Origin of the sequence: Pseudoxanthomonas sp. LjRoot143 (genome assembly GCF_964252945.1) — a bacterium.
In the GTDB taxonomy this organism is placed as follows: Bacteria; Pseudomonadota; Gammaproteobacteria; order Xanthomonadales; family Xanthomonadaceae; genus Pseudoxanthomonas_A.
In genome coordinates this window covers 4,191,095-4,210,809 of the sequence record NZ_CAXUPM020000001.1, presented here as the reverse complement: position 1 = coordinate 4,210,809, position 19,715 = coordinate 4,191,095, and the positions used below count along the sequence as shown (strand labels likewise).

Genomic DNA, 19,715 nt, shown 5'->3' with positions numbered 1-19,715 from the left:
GGAGTCCGAGATGACCCGTTTCGCGCTGCTGCTGTCCATCGTGCTGGCGGGCTGCCTGCCGCTCGCTGCCCTGGCTACCGACTTCGCACAACCCCAGCCCGGACTGCACACCGGCGGCCAGCCCTCCCCGGACGATCTGGCCCGCCTCAAGTCGGAAGGCGTGCGCACGATCATCGATCTGCGCGGACCGCAGGAAGACCGCGGCTACGACGAAGCCGCCGAAGCGCGGCGCCTGTGGCTGGAATACATCACGCTGCCGATCGCCGGCAAGGACGACGTCACTCCGGCGAACGCGAAAGCACTGGGCGCATTGCTGAAAGCACAGGACGGCGGCGTGCTGCTGCACTGTGCGTCCGGGAACCGCGTGGGAGCGTTGCTGGCGTTGGACGCGGTGGCGTCGGGCGCCTCGAAGGAAGAGGCGCTTGAGCTGGGCCGGAAGGCAGGACTGAAGTCGCTGGAGCCGGTGGTGGTGGAGCGACTGGCGACGCCGGAACAGAACGACTGAAAGCCTTCTGTGGGAGCGACGTCAGTCGCGATCGCTTCGGCAGGCATCTCTGCCACCTTCGATGCCCGGTCTTCGGTATCGCGACTGACGTCGCTCCCACAGGAGGCAGGCAGGCAGCCGCGGGTTTACCCCGCCGGTACGAACTCGATGCCGGCCACCGCCGCCGCGGGTCGCAGCAGTGGCATCACCCAGTGGTCCACCAGCAGGAACGCGAACAACGCCATCAGGTAGACGATGGAATAGTTGAACACGCGCATCGAGAAGAACTCGTCCGGCGGGTCGAGCAGGCGCCACGCATACCAGAGAAAGACCGCGCCGAGCACCAGCGCGCCACCCAGATAGAAGAAGCCGCTCATGCCGAACACCACCGGCAGCACCGTCACTTCGACCAGCAGCACCGTGTAGAACAGGATCTGCCAGCGCGTGTACGTCACGCCGTGCGTCACCGGCAACATCGGCACCAGCGCGCGCGCATAGTCCTCGCGGCGGAAGATCGCCAGCGCCCAGAAATGCGGCGGCGTCCATACGAAGATGATAAGCACCAGCAACAGCGCATGCGGCCAGTCCCACTCGCCCTGCATGCCGGTCATCGTCGCCCAGCCCAGCAGCGGCGGCGCGGCACCGGCGATGCCGCCGATGACGATGTTCTGCGGCGTGGCGCGCTTCAGGAACACGGTATAGATCACCGCGTAACCGATCAGCGAAGCGAACGTCAGGATCGCGGTGATCGTGTTGACCCACAGCACCAGAATGGCCATCGACAGCGCGGCCAGCGCCAGCGCGAAGACCAGCGCCTGCCACGGCTTCACCTGGCCCTGCACCAGCGGACGCCACGAGGTGCGCGCCATCTTGGCGTCGATGCGGGCATCGAGCAGCTGGTTGATCGCGGCGGCGCTGGACGCGGCCAGCCAGATGCCGAGGAAACCCAGTGCGCCGCGCAGCAGCTCGGCGCCGTCGGGCAGGCCGTCGATGGCGAGGAACATGCCGACGATCGCGGTGAACACGATCAGCGCGACCACGCGCGGCTTGGTCAGATCCCAGTACTGGCGGAAGGTTGAGGCCATCAGTCGGGCCTGCGCAGGCGGGCGGTCAGTGAGACCAGGGTGAACAACAGCAGCACCGCGCCCGCGTTGTGCGCGACGGCCACCGGCAGCGGCAGGTTGAGCTTGACGTTGAGGATGCCCAGCGTGACCTGCGCCACGATCAGCACAACCAGCGTCAGCGACCAGCTGCGCATGCCGGGCGTGCGGAACAGGCGCAGCGCCAGCGCCAGCACGTACAGCGCGACAACCACCGCCATGATGCGATGGCTCAGCTGGATCGCGATGCGCGCCGCGCCATCGAGCACGCCGCCCTCATAGTCGACGCCGATGCCGCGCCACAGCACGAAGGCTTCACTGAAGTCCGTTGGCGGCACCCACTGGCCCACGCACTTCGGGAAATCCATGCCACAGGCCAGCGCCGCGTAGTTCGCGCTGACCCAACCGCCCAGCGCGATCTGGATGCCGAGCAGCGCGAGCCCCCCGATCAGCCAGCGACGCAGCACCGTGGCATCCGCCAGCGTGATCGGGCGGTCGGTGGCGCGCCACGCCATCCACACCAGCAGCGAGAACGTGGTCAGCCCGCCGAGCAGATGACCCATCACCACGATCGGCTTCAGCAGCCACGTCACCGTCCACATGCCCAGCAGGGCCTGGAAGATGATGACCGCCAGCGTCAGCGCGCCTGCACGGGCCAGATCGATGTTCGACCAGCGCAAGGCCGCGAACAGCAGGATCGCTTCGCCGAGGATCGCGAGCACCGACGCTTCCAGATGCTCGCCGTGCATGTACAGCGGAATCGCCGCACCGACCAGGCCGGCGGCGACCAGGATCTGCGCGATGCCCCAGCGCCGGCGGCGCGCGGCCAGCAAGGCCAGCATCAGCACCAGCACGCCCAGCGACGCGGCGAGGTGGCGGTGCACCTGCTCGCGCCACGCCTTGTGGGTTTCGAACGGACGGATCTCGCTGGCGACGTGCGAGGCGGCTTCGTCCACCGCCTTCGGCCACGCGGCGCGGCCGTAGCAGGTCGGCCAGTCGGGGCAGCTGAGGCCGGCGTCGGACAGGCGCACGAAGGCGCCGAACACGACGACGCACAGGGTCAGCGCGACCGCCAGCCAGGCGATGCGATGGAAGTGCCGATAGATCACAGGGCGCGCAACAACGTTCATCATCATCTGCAATTCTGGCGGTGGCTCAGATGAGCTTGATCAGCTTGGCGACATCAGTGCGCAGACCGCCGGGATCGAAGCCCGGGGCGTAGCGCAGGATGACGAAGCCGTGGGGATCGATCACGTAGACCGGCGTGCCGGCCGCGTCGTCCACCTGCGGCAGGCGCGTGCGCAGCGGATCGTCGGACCGTACCAGGCGTAGTGCCGAGTGGCGCGGCGCATCGGCCGGATAGTCGCCCAGCCACAGGATGTCGACTTCATCCGCGTTGTGGCCGAACAGCTGCCACACGGTATCCAGATCGCGGGCCAGCTTCGTGCAGGCCTGCGCGCAGCCCGGCGCGGGCGCGGCAACGATGCGCCAGCGGCGCTCCGCCGGCTTCCAGTCGTAAACGCCTCCCTCGGCAAGCGTCGGCACGAGGTCGCGCGCATCGGCGGGAGGTTGCAGCATCACGCCATGGTTCTTGTGCCCGGCCGGCTGCCAGCCGGAGAAGCGCAGGAGACCGGCGCCGAAGACGGTGCCGAAGAAGAGGGCGAACAGGGCGACGAGCATCCACCGCCCGCGACGCCGCTGGGCGGGATCGAATGGTTTTGGGTCCATGGGCGCATTTTCTCACGCCCGGACGATCATTGCCCCTTCCGCGCGGCGCGCCGGCCGCGCCAGGTCAGCACCAGCGCGGTGACCAATACCGCACCCGCGAGGCCGAACCACTGCACCGCATAGCCCACATGGCGTTCCGGCGGCAGCGTGTTGGGCAGGATGTCCAGGTCGCGTGCATAGCCGATGGGCAGGTCCGGATCCAGCTTCAGCACGCGCGGCGCGACGGAAGACAGGCCCAGGGCCTCGGCGATCTCCTGCCGCTGCAGCGCGATCACCAGCAGACTGCCATCCGGCTGCGCGCTGGGCGGCGCATGGGCGATGCCCTCCGAGGGCGGCGGCACCAGCAGTCCCGCGACGCGCTGCGTGCCAGGCAGCGGCGCCACGGCCGGCATCGTGCGATTGCCCGGCACCGGCAGCCAACCCAGTTCCACCAGCAGCGGTGCCCCCGCGCTGGCAGGCTGGAAGACACGATAGACACGCACGCCGGGCTGGCGATCGCGGGTCTGGTTGTCGAGCAGGACGGCCGGCGCGGGCAGGAACTCGCCTTCGCCTACGGCCCAGTCGTACGCCTGCGTGCGCGCCGGATCGGCGGCCGACGCCAGTGGCTGCGGCTGGCGCTCGGCCAGTACACGCGCGGTCTCCTCCAGCATCGCTTCCTTCTGTTCGGCCCGGCCCCACTGCCAGGCGCCAAGACTGCCGAACAGGGACATGGCCAGCACGGCCAGGGTCCAGCCCACCGGCAGCGGCATGCGCCGGCTCACGGGCTGCGTCCGAATGTCGCACCCGCCCACCCCTGCGGATGGCGCGATAATGCGCGCCTCACTGCCGAGGTCCCGCCGAGGACGCCATGAACGATTCGCTGAAAACCCTGCTGATCATCGCCTTCCTCATCCTCATCGTGTGGAACCTGGGCGCAGGCCTGTACTACATGCTGGTCGACAAGGGCGAGAGCAAGCGCACCGTGAATGCGCTCACCCGCCGCATCGCCCTGTCCGTCGGCCTGATCCTGCTGGTCGTGCTGGCCATCAAGATGGGCTGGATCCAGCCGCACGGCATCAACCGGGGCTGAGCGGGCATTGTCCCGCGCGCGGCATCCCGCGCCAACCGGGCAAAAGAAAAGGGCCGGCATTGCCGGCCCTTCCGTTGTCGCGGTACCGCCTGCTCAGACCACGTAGACGAACAGGAACAGGCCCAGCCACACCACGTCGACGAAGTGCCAGTACCACGCCACGGCTTCGAAGCCGAAGTGGTCGTTCTTCGAGAAGTGGCCCTTGGCGCAGCGGAACCAGATGATCGCCAGCATGATCGTACCCAGCGTCACGTGCAGGCCGTGGAAGCCGGTCAGCATGAAGAACGTGGAGCCGTAGATGCCCGAACCCAGCGTCAGGTTCAGCTCCTTGTAGGCGTGGATGTACTCTTCGACCTGGAAGAACAGGAACACGCAGCCCAGCAGCACGGTGGCGCCCAGCCAGATCAGCAGCTGGCTGCGGTGGCCGGCCTTCAGCGCGTGGTGCGCGATGGTGATGGTCACGCCCGAGGTCAGCAGGATCAGCGTGTTGAGCAGCGGCAGGCCCCACGCCGGGATGGTCTGGAAGTGACCGCCCACCTGGCCCGGACCCGCACTCGGCCATGCGGCCGAGAAGCCCTCCCACAGCAGGCTGTTGGTCATCACGCCATCGCCTTCGCCACCCAGCCACGGCAGCGACAGCGTGCGGGCGTAGAACAGCGCACCGAAGAACGCAGCGAAGAACATCACTTCCGAGAAGATGAACCACACCATGCCCATGCGGAACGAGACGTCCACCTGGCGGTTGTAGCTGCCGCTCACCGACTCGCGGATCACGTCGCCGAACCACATGAACAGCGTCGCGCACAGGCCGACGACGCCGGCGTAGAACGTCCACATGCCGAACGAAAGATCGTTGAGCCAGCTGGCCACGCCGAACATCGTGATGAACATGGCGATGGAGCCCACGAACGGCCACTTGGAGCTGTGCGGCACGAAGTAGATGTTGGCGTCTGGCGATGGGACGTTTGCCATGGCGATGCTTCCGGTTGCTAAGGCGTGATCAGGGTGCCGCGAGCGGCGAAGGCGACGCCGTGCCCGTGCCGATCTGCGCGGTCAGGGCGTCGTTCTTGAAGAAGGTATACGACAGGGTGATCGTTTTCACTGCCGCCGGCAGGTCCGGGTCCACGATGAAGCGGACCGGCATGTCGCGGCTTTCGCCGGGCTGCAGGGTCTGTGCGGTGAAGCAGAAGCACTCGGTCTTGGTGAAATAGCCGGAGGCACGTGCCGGCGCGACCGACGGCACCGCGCTGCCGACCACGGCGCGTTCGCTCTCGTTGCGGGCGAAGTACTTGGCTTCGTACAGCTCGCCGGGCACGACCTGCATGGTCAGCTGCTCGGGATGGAACGCCCACGGCAGCTTGGAGTTCACGCCACCATCGAACTGCACGGTGACCGTGCGCTTGGCCTTCGCTGCCGCGACCGCGGCGGCCTGGCCCGGGCCCTGTTCCAGGCGGATGCCGAACACCTTCTCGCAGGCGATGCGGTACAGCGGCACCAGCGAGAACGTCAGCACGAACACCGCCATCGCCACGCCCACGAGCTTGAAGATGCCCGCCGAATTGGACTTGGCCGCACTCATGCGCTCAGCACCGCGCGGCCGATGAAGGCCGCGAAGATCGCGAAGGCGATACCGCCGATCACCCACGCGGTCCGCAGCACCGCCTTGCGGCGGCGTGCGAGTTCTTCGGGGGTGAAGGCGGGAACGTTCATGCAGGCGCGCTCAGCCGTCTCAGTGCGTGACGTCGCCGTGCGCCAGGTCGCCGTCCTTGATGACCGGCGGCGTGGTGAAGGTGTGGTGCGGTGCCGGCGACGGCACGGTCCACTCCAGGCCCTTGGCGTTTTCCCACGCGCGCGCTTCGGCCTTGGCGCCGTTGCGCAGCGAGGCCCACAGGATCGCGGCCATCATGAACGGCGTGACGAACATGCCGAACGCACCGATCGAGCTGATGAGATTCCAGTCCGCGAACACCGGGTTGTAGTCCGGGATACGGCGCGGCATGCCGGCCAGGCCCAGGAAGTGCTGCGGGAAGAACAGCAGGTTGACGAACACGATCGTCCACCAGAAGTGGAACTTGCCCCAGAACTCGTTGTACATGCGGCCGGTCCACTTCGGCCACCAGTAGTAGGTGGCGGCGATGATGGAGAACAGCGCGCCGGTCACCAGCACGTAGTGGAAGTGCGCCACCACGAAGTAGGTGTCGTGGTACTGGAAGTCCGCCGGGACGATGGCCAGCATCAGGCCGGAGAAGCCGCCGATGGTGAACAGGATCACGAAGCCCACGGCCCACAGCATCGGCGTCTCGAAGGACAGCGAGCCCTTCCACATCGTGCTGACCCAGTTGAACACCTTCACGCCGGTCGGGATCGCGATCAGCATGGTGGCGAACATGAAGTAGATCTCGCCGCCCAGCGGCATGCCCACCGTGAACATGTGGTGCGCCCACACGATGAACGACAGGAAGGCGATCGACGCGGTCGCGTACACCATGGCCTGGTAGCCGAACAGTGGCTTGCGGCTGAAGGTCGGGATGATTTCCGACACCACGCCGAACGCCGGCAGGATCATGATGTAGACCTCGGGGTGACCGAAGAACCAGAAGATGTGCTGGTACATCACCGGGTCGCCGCCGCCGGCCGCATTGAAGAAGCTGGTGCCGAAGAACTTGTCGGTCAGCAGCATGGTCACGGCACCGGCGAGCACCGGCATGACCGCGATCAGCAGGAACGCGGTGATCAGCCAGGTCCAGCAGAAGATCGGCATCTTCAGCAGGTCGATGCCCGGCGCGCGCATGTTCAGCACGGTGGCGATGATGTTGATGGCGCCCATGATCGAGCTGACGCCCATCATGTGGATCGCGAAGATGGTGAACGCGACGTTGTAGCCACCCTGCAGCGACAGCGGCGGGTACAGCGTCCAGCCACCGGCCGGCGCACCGCCCGGCAGGAACAGCGACATCAGCAGCAGGGTGAAGGCGAACGGCATGATCCAGAAGGACCAGTTGTTCATGCGCGGCAGCGCCATGTCCGGCGCGCCGACCTGCAGCGGGATCATCCAGTTCGCCAGGCCGACGAAAGCCGGCATCACGCCGCCGAAGATCATGACCAGCGCGTGCACAGTGGTCATCTGGTTGAAGAATTCGGGGCTGACGAACTGCAGGCCCGGCACCATCAGTTCGGCACGGATGATCACCGACATGCCCGCGCCGATGATGAACATGATGAAGCTGAAGATCAGGTAGAGGGTACCGATGTCCTTGTGGTTCGTGGAGAAGAACCACCGGTCGATGAAGCCCTGCTGGTGACCGTGATGATCGTCGTGATGGTCGACGGCGGAGTTGGCCATGTGCTTACTCTCTTGAAGCTAAATCGGACGATCGATCAGCCCTGCGCCGACGGCGCGGGGGTCTCGGCGATGGGGGCGGCATCGGTGGCCGGAGCAGCGTCGGCCGGAGCGGCCTCCGGTGCCGGCGCGGCCGGGGCGGGTTCGGCGGCAGGCGCAGGCTTCTTGGACGCCAGCCACTGCGCGAACTCGGCCTTCGGCACCGCCTTCACGACGATCGGCATGAACCCGTGGTCCTTGCCGCACAGCTCGGCGCACTGGCCGCGGTAGATGCCCGGCTCCTTGATGTCGGTCCAGGCCTCGTTGACGATGCCCGGGATCGCGTCCTGCTTCCAGCCCAGTGCCGGCACCCACCACGCGTGGATGACGTCGTCGGCGGTGATCACGAAGCGGATCTTGGTGTCGGTGGGCAGCACCAGCTGGTTGTCGACGTCCAGCAGGTAGTGCGGGTGCGCCTTGATCTCTTCCTGCGTGGCGTTCTTGTTCTGGCGCAGGCGGTCGGACTCGCGGTCGAGCCGGCTGGTGAAGGACACGTCCTCGCCCAGGTACTCGTACTTCCACATCCACTGGTAGCCGGTGACCTTGACGGTCATCTCGGCGTCGCGGGTGTCGTACATGGCGATCAGCTTCTTGGTCGCCGGCCAGGCCATCACCACCAGGATCAGCACCGGGATGACGGTCCAGATGATCTCGGCCGTGGTGTTGTGGCTGAACTGCGCCGGCACCGCACCCTTGGAGTGGCGGAACTTGAACATCGCGTAGCCCATCGCACCGAACACGATGACGCCGATCACGATGCATACGATCAGCGCGATCATGTGCGCGTCGTAGGCATGCTGCGAGGACGCGGTGACGCCCTTGCCCATGTTCAGCTGCCACCGGTGCGGGTCAGCCGACTGCGCCCAGGCCAGCGCCGGCATCGCCAGCAGCGTGCACGCCATCGCCAACCGCTTCCACATCCCATTCACTTGCGTCATTGCCTAGACCCCAATGCGTCATCGGTTGCGGCCGCTCGCGGCCGCCAGTAAATCCTGCAAGGTCTCCGCCAGCCCCCGTCGCTCGGCCGGTCCCAGGAAGTCGCCCACCTGTACCTGCCTGCCACTGGACGCCAGCGAAATCCTTTCGCCTCCCCGCTCGATGTCCAGGCGGACCCAATACGGGTGCGCACGGAACACCAACCCTCCGCCGGAGGTGGTCACCTCCACCGCATCGGGCCCGATGCGGATCTCCTCGCCCCGGTCGCCCTGTCGCCACGACGCATGCAACGCCGTGGCCACGATGGCCGAATGGAGCAGCGCAAAGGCCGGCGCGAAGGCATTGCCTCCCCACCAGCCCAGCACGGCGACGACCCACATCGCACCCGACAGTGCCGCGAACAACATCACGAACTGGCGGCGCGTCAGCGCCCGCGGCGGCCGCAGGCGGAGCTGCGCGCCGTGTCCGTCGCACGATGACGGCACCACTTCGATCATGTCGTCCGCCACACGATCCGGGCTGCGGAAAACCGCTGAATGGTAGCCCCCGAGCACAGGGGGCGGCAAGTTGCATTGATCGAGGACAACGCGCAGCGGCCCGCCTGCAGGGGCGCATCGCGCACCGATGGGGGCGTTCCGCGACCTGCGTCACCGCCTCGCCAACCGACGCGCGCGAGACCCGCAAACCCCGCACGATAGGCATATCCGGGCTGCCCGCCCGGCCCTAAACTAATGGACTGCCTTTGGACTGCCCTGCCGTCATGTCGACCCCTTCGCCCGTCCCCTCGCCCGCCGCTACGCCGGCTGGCGTCATCGTGTCCCCCGAACTCCCCGCCCCGCCGCCGGCCCTACGGGCTGCCATCACGGCCGCCTGGCTGCGCGACGAGACGGACCACGTCCGCGAACTGCTCGAGCAGGCCCGCCTGCCGGCCGAGGCGCAGATGCAGGCGCAGAAGTTGGCCGTGGACCTGGTGAAGCGGGTCCGCGCCCGCGCGCAGGACCAGGGCGCCATCGAGGCCTTCATGCGGCAGTACGACCTGGGCAGCGAGGAAGGCGTCCTGCTGATGTGCGTGGCCGAGGCCCTGCTGCGCATTCCGGACCAGGAGACCGCCGACAAGCTGATCCGCGACAAGCTGGGCGATGCGGACTGGGAAAAGCACCTGGGCCAGAGCGACTCGGTGCTGGTCAACGCCTCCACCTGGGGCCTGATGCTGACCGGCAAGCTGGTCAACCTGAACGACCTGACCAAGGCTGACGTGACCGGCGCCTTCAAGCGCCTGGTCGGCCGCGTGGGCGAGCCGGTGATCCGCCTGGCCGTGCGCCAGGCGATGCGCATCATGGGCCACCAGTTCGTCATGGGCCGCACCATCGACGAAGCGCTGGCGCGCAGCCGCAAGGGCGACAACGCCGAGTACCGCTACTCGTTCGACATGCTGGGCGAGGGCGCGCTGACCACGAAGGACGCCGCGCGCTACCTGGAGGCCTACCGCCAGGCGATCCATGCGATCGGCCGTACCGGCCCGTTCGCCGACGTGCTCGCTGCCCCCAGCATCTCGATCAAGTTGTCCGCCCTGCATCCGCGCTACGAGCACGCCAAGCGCGCCCGCGTGATGAAGGATCTGGCCCCCGCCATCCTCGAACTGGCCCAGCTGGCCAAGTCCTATGCCATCGGCTTCACCATCGACGCCGAAGAGGCCGATCGTCTTGAACTGTCGCTGGACCTGATCGAGGCCACCTTCTCCGATCCTTCGCTGGCCGGCTGGGAAGGCTATGGCCTGGCCGTGCAGGCGTACCAGAAGCGCACGCCGTACGTGATCGACTTCCTCGCCGACCTGGCCCGCCGCGTCGGGCGCCGCATGCCGGTGCGCCTGGTGAAGGGCGCGTACTGGGACGCCGAGATCAAGCGGGCGCAGATCGACGGCCATCCGGGCTATCCGGTCTTCACCCGCAAGCCGAACACCGACGTGTCGTACCTCGCCAACGCGCGCCGCATGCTCGACCACGGCGATGCGCTGTACCCGATGTTCGCCACCCACAACGCGCAGACCATCGCCGCGATCCGCTTCATCGCCGCCGGCCGCCCGTACGAGCACCAGAAGCTGCACGGCATGGGCGACGACCTGTACGCCGAAGTGGTGCCGAAGCACCGCCTGGACACGCCGTGCCGCGTGTATGCGCCGGTCGGCTCGCACGAGGACCTGCTGCCGTACCTGGTGCGCCGCCTGCTCGAGAACGGCGCCAACAGCAGCTTCGTCAACCGCATCACCGACGAGAACGTCGCCATCGAGGACCTGGTGCGCGACCCGGTGCAGACGGTGTCCGAATTCGAATCCATTCCGCACCCGCGCATCCCGCTGCCGGTCGATCTTTTCCGGAGCCAGCCGGCTCCCATCGCCTCTTCTGACAGGAACAACTCCATGGGCGCCAACCTCGCCAACGACAACGACCTGCGCGCCCTGGCCGAGCGCATCAATGCGGCGGTGAAGCCGTGGCGCGCCGCGCCGCTGGTGCCGGGCGCGGTCGTGTCCAGCGCGGCGCTGCCGGTGACCAATCCCGCCGACCGTCGCCAGACCGTCGGCGAATGGCAGCCGGCCGACAGCGGCGCCGTCGAGAAGGCACTGGCGAACGCCGTCGCCGCGCAGCCGGCGTGGGACCGCACGCCGGCCGCCAGCCGCGCCGCGATCCTCGAACACGCAGCGAACCTGCTGGAGCAACGCCTGCCCGACTACATCGCGCTGTGCGTGAAGGAAGCCGGCAAGACCATCCCCGACGGCGTCGCCGAAGTGCGCGAGGCGGTCGATTTCCTGCGCTACTACGCCGCGCAGGCGCGCACGCAGTTCGGTGCGCCGGAACACCTGCCGGGCCCGACCGGCGAATCCAACCAGCTGCAGCTGCAGGGCCGGGGCGTGTTCGTCTGCATCAGCCCGTGGAACTTCCCGCTGGCGATCTTCCTGGGCCAGGTCAGCGCCGCACTCGCCGCGGGCAACAGCGTGATCGCCAAGCCCGCCGAGCAGACCAACCTGATCGGCCACGCCGCGGTGAAGCTGCTGCATGAAGCCGGCATTCCCGAAGCCGTCCTGCAGTTCCTGCCCGGCGACGGTGCCACCGTCGGCGCCGCGCTGACGAAGGATCCGCGTGTCGCCGGCGTGGCCTTCACCGGTTCCACCGAGACCGCCCGCGCGATCAACCGCGCGCTCGCCGGCCGCGAGGCCGGTCCGATCGCCACGCTGATCGCCGAAACGGGCGGCCAGAACGCCTTCATCGCCGACTCCTCCGCGCTGCCGGAGCAGCTGGTGAAGGATGCGATGGGCTCCGCCTTCACCTCCGCCGGCCAGCGTTGCTCGGCCGCGCGCGTGCTGTTCGTGCAGGACGACATCGCCGACAAGGTAATGACGATGCTCGCCGGCGCGATGGACGAACTGAAGATCGGCGACCCCGGCCTGCTCTCGACCGACGTTGGCCCGGTCATCGACGCCGACGCGCTGAAGATCCTCGACGACCACGCCGTGCGCATGGCCAAGGAAGCGCGCCTGATCAAGCAGGCGAACGCAGGCGACGACACCGCGCACGGCACGTTCTTCGCGCCGCGTGCGTGGGAACTGAAATCGCTTGACCAGTTGCAGAAGGAAATCTTCGGGCCGGCGCTGCACGTCGTGCGCTGGAAGGCCGACGACCTGGACAAGGTGATCGACCAGATCAACGCCACCGGCTATGGACTGACGCTGGGCGTGCATTCGCGCATCGACGAGACCATCGACCGCATCGCGGCGCGGGTGAAGGTCGGCAACGTCTACGTCAACCGCAACCAGATCGGCGCCGTGGTCGGCGTGCAGCCGTTCGGTGGCCAGGGCCTGTCCGGCACCGGCCCCAAGGCCGGCGGTCCGCACTACCTGCCGCGCTTCGCCACCGAGAAGACGGTCACCGTCAACACCACGGCGGCCGGCGGAAACGCCTCGCTGCTGACGCTGGGCGAATGACGCAACGGGCAACCATATCGTGATGTGATGCGAAGCCCCGCCTCGTGCGGGGCTTTTTCTTGACCATGACCCACGGCACTGACGTTGCCGGTCGTGTCTGCCGATCCTGCAGAATGCGCGGTCGCCGTCGCTGAACTTCCGCCTCACGTGCGCGAGCATCGACACCGTGCCACTGCCGGATTGCGCCGTATCCTGCGTTCTGGCATCGACAGGAAGTTGCCCCGCCAGCGAGGCCCCCAAGACGCATGACCACCGATTTCTACAACCTGCTGCTCAGCGACTGCGCGTTGGCCGCCGTGCTGCTGGCGCTGTTCTTCTACGTGGGCAAGGTGTCGCGTGGCGTGCGCGGCATCGCCACCTGGGGCGTGGCGCACTTCCTGTATTCGCTGGGCGCGGCAATGCTGGATGGCACCGCCCAGACGCTGGAGCGCGCAGGAAACGAGACACTGGCAGACGGCATCGCCGGTGCCGGCGGCCTGTTGGCATGCGCCGGCCTGGTCGGCCTGGCCTGGTCGATTATCCAGTTCGTTCAGCAGCGCACGCTGGCATGGTGGGAACGCGCGCTGCTGCCGCTATGCCTGGCGTTCTCGCTGGCCGGCGTGGTGAGCGGCGGCGGTGTCGACGCCCAGGGCGCGGCGATGAGCGCCACCGAGGTGATCGTGCTGCTGGTGATGCTGCGCCACCTGTTCGCGCTGCGCAGCGCGCCGGACCACGTGCCTGCGCGGCTGATGATCGTCGGCTGCGCGGTGCTGCTGTGGCTCTATGCCGGCGACCTGCTGGCGGCGATGACCGGCCGCTACGGCCCCAACCCGATGTGGGTGAACCTGGACCTCTCGATCTGGTTCATGCTCAATTTCTGCATGCTGATGCTGGCCAGCTTCCGCGCCGCGGAACCGCTGCGTCGCGGCGCGCTGTTCGATCCGCTCACGGGTGCACTCAACCGGCGCGGGCTGGACAACGAATTGCAGTCCCTCGACGGATGGACCGCGTCCGAACACGGACTTGCGGTGATCGCGCTCGACCTGGACCACTTCAAGGCGGTCAACGACGATCACGGCCACGAAGCCGGCGACCTGGTGCTGCAACGCTTCTCCGACGTGGTGCACGGCTGCATCCGCAGCGGGGACCTGTTCGCGCGCCTGGGCGGCGAGGAGTTCATGCTGGTGATGCGCGACACGCCGCCGGACACGGCACACGCGCTGGCGGAACGCATCCGCCAGCAGGTGATGGCGCTGGAATTCGCGCCGAGCGGCCATGACTTCCGCGTCACCGTCAGCCTCGGCATCTCCTTCACCGCCGAGCGCGATGCGCCTTACGACACGCTGATGCGGCTCGCCGACGAGGCGCTGTACGCCGCCAAGCACAAGGGCCGCAACCGGATCGAGGTACGCTGGCATCCCGCCTGACCCCGAGATCGCCATGCCGCGTCGCCATCGCCTCGTCCTCGCCCTGGTCCTGTGTGCTGCCGCACCGCTTGCCGACGCATCGGCGCACCGCACCGTCTGCCCCGCCGATCCGGGCCACGCGCCCTCGGGCGAGCTGACGGCCGCGCGCGTGACCGTGGCCAAGGTCGACGACGACCAGGATCGGCTGTACGAAGGTGCCGTGTGGAAGGACGGTGCGCTGTACCTGTCGGACTTCGTCCACAGCGGGACATTCCCTTCGCGCATCCGCCGCTTCGCACCCCCGGACCGTTGGGAAACCGTGGTCGAAGACAGCGGCAGCAATGGCCTGGCACTGGACCTCGACGGGAATCTCATCGCCGCCACGCACGACCGCAAGCAGGTGGCGCGCGTGGATTTGGCCGACGGCACGCGCACGGGGCTCGTCTCCACATTCGAAGGCGCGCCGTTCAATTCGCCGAACGACCTGGTGATGGCCGCCGACGGCACGCTCTACTTCACCGATCCCGACTACCAGCGCAAGGCCGCTCCCGGCGGCCAACCGCGTACGCGCGTCTATCGCCATCGTGACGGCGAGACGACCGTTGTGGACGACAGCCTGCGCAACCCCAACGGCATCGCCCTGTCGCCGGATGGCGAGACGTTGTACGTCGCCGGCGGCACGGACGACGGCGACGTACTACGCACCTATGCCGTGAAGGACGGCGTGCCGGACCCGGGGCGCGACCTCGCCCGCATCGGCGGTGGCGATGGGCTGACGGTGGACTGCCTGGGCAACGTCTACGTCACCGAGCACGGCGAACGCCGCGTGCGTGTGTTCTCGCCGGCGGGCGACGTACTGGCGACGATCAAGGTGGACGCCAACATCACCAACGCCGCGTTCGGCGGCAAGGACCGGCGCACGCTGTTCCTCACCGGCGCGAAGAGCCTGTGGTCGATCGAACTACCGGTCGCCGGCCTGCCGTATTGATCCACGCCGCAGGAAGGACCCCGATGCCTTGCGCCCGGAATTGCGGGGGCTGAAGCCGCATCCACATGAACACGCAAAGAAAAACCCCGCCTGGGCGGGGTTTTTCGTCGTTCCGGTTCGCGGTGCGATCAGAACTTGTACTGCATCGACACGCCGAACAGGTTGGCGCCACCGTCGTACTGACCAACCAGGCGCGAGCCGCTGGACGACAGCAGGTCGATCTCCGGCTTGTCGGCCAGTTCCAGGCGCACGTAGCTGGCGTTGAGCTCCAGGTTGTCGCTGACGTTCCAGCTCAGGCCCAGCGAGTACCAGTTGCGGTCTTCGTCGGGCATGCGCGGGGTACGGTGCGCACGCGCCACCGGGGACTCGTCGCGCGCGATACCGGCACGCAGGGTGAACTTGTCGTTGAGCGCGAACTCGCCGCCCAGCGAATAGAACCAGCTGTCGTGCCAGTCGTAGTTCTCCACCGCGTCGGCCTGCAGCGGGTTGTCGAACTCGATGCGGATTTCCTTCAGCGAATCCCAACCGGTGTGCACGCCTTCGGCCATGATCGCGAAGCGCTCGGTGGCCTGGTAGGTGGCGCTGAAGGTGTGGGTGGCCGGGGTGGTCAGCTTGGCGCCGCCGCCGTCAGTCGGCAGGTACACCGCGCTGCCCAGCACGCCGCGCACGTTGGCCGGCACGTCGAAGGTCGCGTCGCCGCGCAGCTCGTGGTCGATCTCGGAGCGGTAGGAGTAGCCCAGCGACAGCTTGTCGGTCGGGCGCAGGCTGATGCCGGCCAGCCAGCCGAAGCTGTTGTCGGTACCGGAGATGCTGGCCACGCCGTCGTTCTTCTGCGGGCCGAACGGAGCGGCGACCGGGTTGGGCGTGATGCACAGCGTCGCGGCCACGCGGCAGATGCCGGCGCCGAAGTCGACGGCGTTGGTCAGGGTCACGTCGGCGTGTTCGTAGATCACGCCGAAGCCCACCGAGGCGCGGTCGGACAGCTCGATCGAGGCGGCCAGCGTCAGGTCGACGATCTTCACGTCGGACTCCAGCGCGTGGTAACGGCCCACCCAGTCGGACTCGTAGTCGGTCTTCAGGCCGAACGGCGCGCTGATCATGGCGCCCAGGGTCACGTATTCGAACTGGTCGCTCAGCGGCAGGATGAAGGACATGGCCGGCACGGCGGCGATGTCGCCTGCGTCTCCGCCGTCACCGCCACGCAGCGGCTGCTGCAGGGCGCTGCCGGCCGCGGCGGTGCCGCCACCGGTGAATTCGAACGACAGATCGATCGCGGTGACGTCGGCCTGGAAGGTCTTGTCGGTGAAGGTGGACATCAGGGCGGGGTTGTTGACCACCACCGAGGCGTCGCCCTTGGCCGAAGCCGAGCCGGCCATCGCGCGGCCCTGGGCCTTGACGCTGTTTTCCTTCAGCTGGAAGGCGGCCGCGTGGACGTCGCCATAGGCGAGGACGCCGGCGATGCCGAGGGCCAGCGCCGAAATGCGCGTGAGGTTCTTAGCAAAATCCATGGAATGTCTCCGGAGACGTGGGTAAAGAGCACCTGCGCCGTTCAGGGCCGCGGGTGTGTTGTCCACCCGTTCGGCCTGCCGGAAGCCCCTCCCGACATACGACGCCGTATGCAGTATACCTGCTAACCAAACTCTAACAATCCACCGTAAGTCATTGCCCCTGTTCAGGTTCGTCGCGACGCGCCATGGGCAGCCAGCCGGTGACCCGGTACAGTGCGGCCGCATGTTCGTCTCGCTCCCTTCCCGCCGGAAACCCCACGTCCGCTGGGCCACGCCCCTTCTTCTGGTGCTGCTGTCGGCGGCCTTCTGCTGGGCGCTGACCCTGGGGGATGCGGCCCAGGGTCACCTGCTGACCCGGTGGGGGGCGCTGACCGGCGGCATGGTGGCGCCGGAGGTCTGGCTGGCCTCGCTGCAGAGCGGCACAGTGCTGAGATTGTTCACCGCGCTGTTCCTGCATGCGGACTGGGCCCACCTGCTCGGCAACCTGGTGTTCCTGCTCATCTTCGGCCTGCCCTCGGAACGGGCGATGGGGCCGTGGCGGTTCCTGTTGCTGTTCCTGGTCGGCGGCGCCGTCGCCAATGTCGCCGCCGTGCTGAGCATCGGCACGCCGGACCGCGTCATCATCGGCGCCAGTGGCGCCATCTCCGCGGTCATCGGCGCCTACCTGGCGCTGTTCCCCACCGCGAAGCTCGGCGTGGTGCTGCCGCTGGGACTGTTCCTGGAGTTCGTGAAGGCGCCCGCCTCGCTGTTGATCGGCATCTGGGCGCTGCTACAGGTGGTGTTCGCCTATACCGGACCGACCTTCGGTGCGGTGGCATGGTGGGCGCACATCGCCGGCTTCCTGTTCGGCGTCGTGTTCGCGCTGTTCGTGCGTGCGGCGATCGCGCGGCGCATGCGCAAGCGGCAGGGCTACTGATCCGTCGCCAGCCACCAGACCTATAATCGCGGCATGAAGAACACGCTCTACAAGATCACGTTCCACAACCACACCAAGGTCTACGAGCTGTACGCACGCAGCGTCGCCGCCAGCGGCCTGTGGGGGTTCACCGAAGTCAGCGACCTGGTGTTCGACGTGCACGAGGGCCTGGTCGTCGATCCCACCGAAGAGCGCCTGCGCGACGAGTTCGGCGGCACGAGGGTGCTGCACCTGCCGATGCAGAGCATCATCCGCGTGGAAGAAGTGGAGCGGAAAGGACAGTCCGCCATCCGCGATGCGACGACCGGCGAGAAAGTGGTGACACCGTTCCCGATGCCGGCCAAACCGCGCTAGGACACCGCATGCGACATCGAGCGCGAAGCTTGTTGGCGTCTTCAGCGGTACTAATCGCGGCAGCTGGTTGCTCTAGTAAGCGAGAGGAAATCTCGGACGTTGCGAGTGTCGTCGTCCCGGACCAGGCTGCGATCGAGGTTTTCTCTGCGCTGATTCCGCCGTCGACCGTGGAGTTCACCGCCATCGGATGCCTGAGCATCCACGACAAGGATGCGTCGAAGGCGGTGATCGACGCACTTGCAGAGCGCCATCGTCGCGTTCTTCCTGCATCCCGCTGTCATCCCGCCGTCCGGACGCAGGACGGTCCGCGGGAGATCGCCTACAGCCTCTCCGGATTCAAGCGCTACGGGGACACTGCAGCGGAGATCGAAGGCACGAGTTACGCCGATCACCTGGCAGCTTCGTGCACCCTGTTCGACCTGGAGTTGATCTCAGGAAAATGGAGAGTGTCCAAGCAGAGCCTGCTCTGGATATCCCAACTCCGCGCCGCCCAGAGCAACTCGAACAGAGCTTGAAACCGGAGGCTCAGCGCAGCTGCTTGTCCGACGATGCCCGCGCCGTCGCCACCACCTTCTTCAGTTCCACCAGCGCCGCAGTGATCGGCGCATCGCCGTCCAGCACGTCGCCGGGCGCGTAGCCCGCGGCACCTTCCTCGTCACCGCGCAGATGGCCCGGCAGCGTCGCTTCGGTGATGTAGAGCTGGCCGTCCTGCTCGACCACCGAGCCCGGCTTGCCGCCCGTCTCAGGCTTCACCAGCACGTCCGGCACGATGCCGCTGGCCTGGATCGACTTGCCGCTGGGCGTGTAATAGCGCGCCGTGGTCAGTTTGACCGAGTCGCCGTTGTCCAGCGGCAGCACGGTCTGCACCGAGCCCTTGCCGAAGGTGCGGCTGCCGACTACACGCGCACGGCTGTTGTCGCGCAGCGCGCCGGCCAGCACTTCCGACGCGCTGGCGGAACCGGCATCGACCAGCACCACCACCGGCGCGCCATTGAGGCGATCACCCGGCGTGGCGTCGAACTTGGAGTCGCTGATCGACATGCGGCCGCGCGTGCTGACGATGTTGCCCTTGTCGAGCAGATCGTCGGCCACCTGCACCGCGGCCAGCAGCAGGCCACCCGGGTTGCTGCGCAGGTCCAGCACCAGGCCGCGCAGCTTGCCGCCCTGCTGCAGCCTGTCGATCTGCCGCTGGAACTCGGCGGCGGTGTCGGTCTGGAAGGCCTTGATCCGCACGTAGCCGTAGCCCGGCTCGAGCATGCGGCTGGCCACGCTGTTCACGCGGATGGTTTCGCGGGTCAGGGACACGTCGAACGGCTTCGGCGTGCCGTCGCGCACGATGGTCAGCACGATCTTGCTGCCCGGCACGCCGCGCAGCGGCTCCATGCCGTCTTCGGCGCTGATCGGCTTGCCGTCGATCGCGGTGATGAGGTCGCCGGACTTGATGCCGGCCTTCGCCGCGGGCGTGTCGTCGATCGGCGATACGACCAGCAACGTACGGTCGGGCTGCTGCATCAGCTCGACGCCGATGCCTTCGTAGGCGCCGTTGGCCTGCTCGTCGAAGGCTTCGGAATCGGCCTTGTCGAAGTAGGTGCTGTGCGGGTCGAGGTCGAGCAGCAGGCCGCGGATCGCCGACTGCATCAGTTTCTTGTCCTCGACCGGTTCGACGTATGCTTCCTTGACCGCATTGAACACGGCCACGTAGCGGCGGATCTCCTCCAGCGGCACCTTCGGCGCGTTCTCGGCGGCATCGGGATCATCGCTGGGCGCGACCACCGCTGGCGCCTCCGGCACCGGCACCGGCGCCTGCTGCTGCGCCCAGGCCGGCAGCGCGGCGAGCAGGGCGACGGTCAGGATGGCGAGGGAGAAACGCGATGGCATGCGGACGCTCCAGA

General features: G+C 67.5%; 19 protein-coding genes and 1 pseudogene. 8 read left to right on the top strand and 12 right to left on the bottom strand.

Annotated elements, in window-relative coordinates; translation table 11 throughout:
• The first annotated feature begins 10 nt into the window (after window positions 1-10).
• Entirely contained in the window at window positions 11-505 is a 495-nt protein-coding gene (locus tag ACSQ1W_RS20225) for a fused DSP-PTPase phosphatase/NAD kinase-like protein (RefSeq protein ID WP_436045778.1), read from the top strand.
• A 125-nt stretch (window positions 506-630) separates the two neighbouring features.
• On the opposite strand, the gene cyoE is transcribed toward ACSQ1W_RS20225, so the two are convergent.
• Genes cyoE through ACSQ1W_RS20205 form a run of 4 tightly spaced genes read right to left on the bottom strand, consistent with a single transcriptional unit; the run spans window position 631 to window position 4,073 of the window.
• Window positions 631-1,569 carry a heme o synthase gene (gene cyoE / locus ACSQ1W_RS20220; RefSeq protein ID WP_192274271.1) on the bottom strand — a complete coding sequence of 313 codons (939 nt, stop codon included), beginning with the start codon at window positions 1,567-1,569 and terminating at the stop codon, window positions 631-633.
• Entirely contained in the window at window positions 1,569-2,714 is a 1,146-nt protein-coding gene (locus ACSQ1W_RS20215; RefSeq protein WP_436046259.1) for a COX15/CtaA family protein, read from the bottom strand. The genes cyoE and ACSQ1W_RS20215 overlap by 1 nt, the downstream gene beginning before the upstream one ends.
• 25 nt (window positions 2,715-2,739) lie before the next feature.
• The gene (locus ACSQ1W_RS20210) at window positions 2,740-3,312 is read right to left on the bottom strand and encodes a hypothetical protein (RefSeq protein WP_192274269.1); all 573 of its coding nucleotides are present in this window, start codon (window positions 3,310-3,312) and stop codon (window positions 2,740-2,742) included.
• A gap of 26 nt (window positions 3,313-3,338) precedes the next feature.
• On the bottom strand, window positions 3,339-4,073 hold the full coding sequence (locus tag ACSQ1W_RS20205; RefSeq protein ID WP_343227362.1) for an SURF1 family protein: 735 nt from the start codon (window positions 4,071-4,073) through the stop codon (window positions 3,339-3,341).
• A gap of 86 nt (window positions 4,074-4,159) precedes the next feature.
• Here ACSQ1W_RS20205 and ACSQ1W_RS20200 point away from each other — a divergent pair, with 86 nt between their 5' ends.
• Window positions 4,160-4,381 (top strand): twin transmembrane helix small protein, encoded by a 222-nt coding sequence (locus tag ACSQ1W_RS20200; protein ID WP_192274268.1) that lies wholly within the window; start codon window positions 4,160-4,162, stop codon window positions 4,379-4,381.
• A gap of 93 nt (window positions 4,382-4,474) precedes the next feature.
• On the opposite strand, the gene ACSQ1W_RS20195 is transcribed toward ACSQ1W_RS20200, so the two are convergent.
• From ACSQ1W_RS20195 to ACSQ1W_RS20170, 6 genes are read right to left on the bottom strand one after another with little or no spacing between them, the layout of a single operon-like run.
• On the bottom strand, window positions 4,475-5,353 hold the full coding sequence (locus ACSQ1W_RS20195) for a cytochrome c oxidase subunit 3 (RefSeq protein ID WP_436045776.1): 879 nt from the start codon (window positions 5,351-5,353) through the stop codon (window positions 4,475-4,477).
• Between the two features lie 28 nt (window positions 5,354-5,381).
• The gene (locus ACSQ1W_RS20190; RefSeq protein ID WP_192274266.1) at window positions 5,382-5,960 is read right to left on the bottom strand and encodes a cytochrome c oxidase assembly protein; all 579 of its coding nucleotides are present in this window, start codon (window positions 5,958-5,960) and stop codon (window positions 5,382-5,384) included.
• Complete coding sequence (locus ACSQ1W_RS20185) at window positions 5,957-6,091, bottom strand: hypothetical protein (RefSeq protein ID WP_255430509.1); 135 nt, start codon at window positions 6,089-6,091, stop codon at window positions 5,957-5,959. Before ACSQ1W_RS20185 ends, ACSQ1W_RS20190 begins: the two co-directional genes overlap by 4 nt.
• Before the next feature lie 19 nt (window positions 6,092-6,110).
• Window positions 6,111-7,724, bottom strand: a complete 1,614-nt coding sequence (ctaD, locus tag ACSQ1W_RS20180; RefSeq protein ID WP_192274265.1) for a cytochrome c oxidase subunit I — start codon at window positions 7,722-7,724, stop codon at window positions 6,111-6,113.
• 35 nt (window positions 7,725-7,759) lie between these two features.
• Window positions 7,760-8,698, bottom strand: a complete 939-nt coding sequence (gene coxB, locus ACSQ1W_RS20175) for a cytochrome c oxidase subunit II (RefSeq protein ID WP_436045775.1) — start codon at window positions 8,696-8,698, stop codon at window positions 7,760-7,762.
• Window positions 8,699-8,716: 18 nt separating this feature from the next.
• Window positions 8,717-9,193 carry a DUF2244 domain-containing protein gene (locus ACSQ1W_RS20170; RefSeq protein ID WP_436045774.1) on the bottom strand — a complete coding sequence of 159 codons (477 nt, stop codon included), beginning with the start codon at window positions 9,191-9,193 and terminating at the stop codon, window positions 8,717-8,719.
• A 263-nt stretch (window positions 9,194-9,456) separates the two neighbouring features.
• Here ACSQ1W_RS20170 and putA point away from each other — a divergent pair, with 263 nt between their 5' ends.
• The 3 genes from putA (at window position 9,457) to ACSQ1W_RS20155 (ending at window position 15,045) form a co-directional block, all read left to right on the top strand.
• Complete coding sequence (gene putA, locus ACSQ1W_RS20165) at window positions 9,457-12,672, top strand: bifunctional proline dehydrogenase/L-glutamate gamma-semialdehyde dehydrogenase PutA (RefSeq protein WP_436045772.1); 3,216 nt, start codon at window positions 9,457-9,459, stop codon at window positions 12,670-12,672.
• A gap of 245 nt (window positions 12,673-12,917) precedes the next feature.
• Window positions 12,918-14,078 (top strand): GGDEF domain-containing protein, encoded by a 1,161-nt coding sequence (locus ACSQ1W_RS20160; protein WP_436045771.1) that lies wholly within the window; start codon window positions 12,918-12,920, stop codon window positions 14,076-14,078.
• Window positions 14,079-14,091: 13 nt separating this feature from the next.
• Window positions 14,092-15,045, top strand: a complete 954-nt coding sequence (locus ACSQ1W_RS20155) for an SMP-30/gluconolactonase/LRE family protein (protein WP_436045770.1) — start codon at window positions 14,092-14,094, stop codon at window positions 15,043-15,045.
• A 128-nt stretch (window positions 15,046-15,173) separates the two neighbouring features.
• Here the strand turns inward: ACSQ1W_RS20155 and ACSQ1W_RS20150 are convergent, their stop codons facing one another.
• Window positions 15,174-16,553: an OmpP1/FadL family transporter gene (locus tag ACSQ1W_RS20150; protein WP_192274260.1), complete on the bottom strand. Its 1,380-nt coding sequence runs from the start codon at window positions 16,551-16,553 to the stop codon at window positions 15,174-15,176.
• A gap of 223 nt (window positions 16,554-16,776) precedes the next feature.
• Here ACSQ1W_RS20150 and ACSQ1W_RS20145 point away from each other — a divergent pair, with 223 nt between their 5' ends.
• From ACSQ1W_RS20145 to ACSQ1W_RS20135, 3 genes are all read left to right on the top strand, one after another.
• Complete coding sequence (locus ACSQ1W_RS20145) at window positions 16,777-17,469, top strand: rhomboid family intramembrane serine protease (protein WP_192274259.1); 693 nt, start codon at window positions 16,777-16,779, stop codon at window positions 17,467-17,469.
• 33 nt (window positions 17,470-17,502) lie between these two features.
• Window positions 17,503-17,823, top strand: a complete 321-nt coding sequence (locus ACSQ1W_RS20140) for a DUF1820 family protein (RefSeq protein ID WP_436045768.1) — start codon at window positions 17,503-17,505, stop codon at window positions 17,821-17,823.
• Window positions 17,824-17,990: 167 nt separating this feature from the next.
• Entirely contained in the window at window positions 17,991-18,338 is a 348-nt protein-coding gene (locus ACSQ1W_RS20135; protein ID WP_436045767.1) for a hypothetical protein, read from the top strand.
• Between the two features lie 13 nt (window positions 18,339-18,351).
• Here ACSQ1W_RS20135 and ACSQ1W_RS20130 read toward each other — a convergent pair.
• Window positions 18,352-19,701, bottom strand: a pseudogene (locus tag ACSQ1W_RS20130) (S41 family peptidase); the annotation flags it as partial.
• Between the last annotated feature and the right edge of the window lie 14 nt (window positions 19,702-19,715).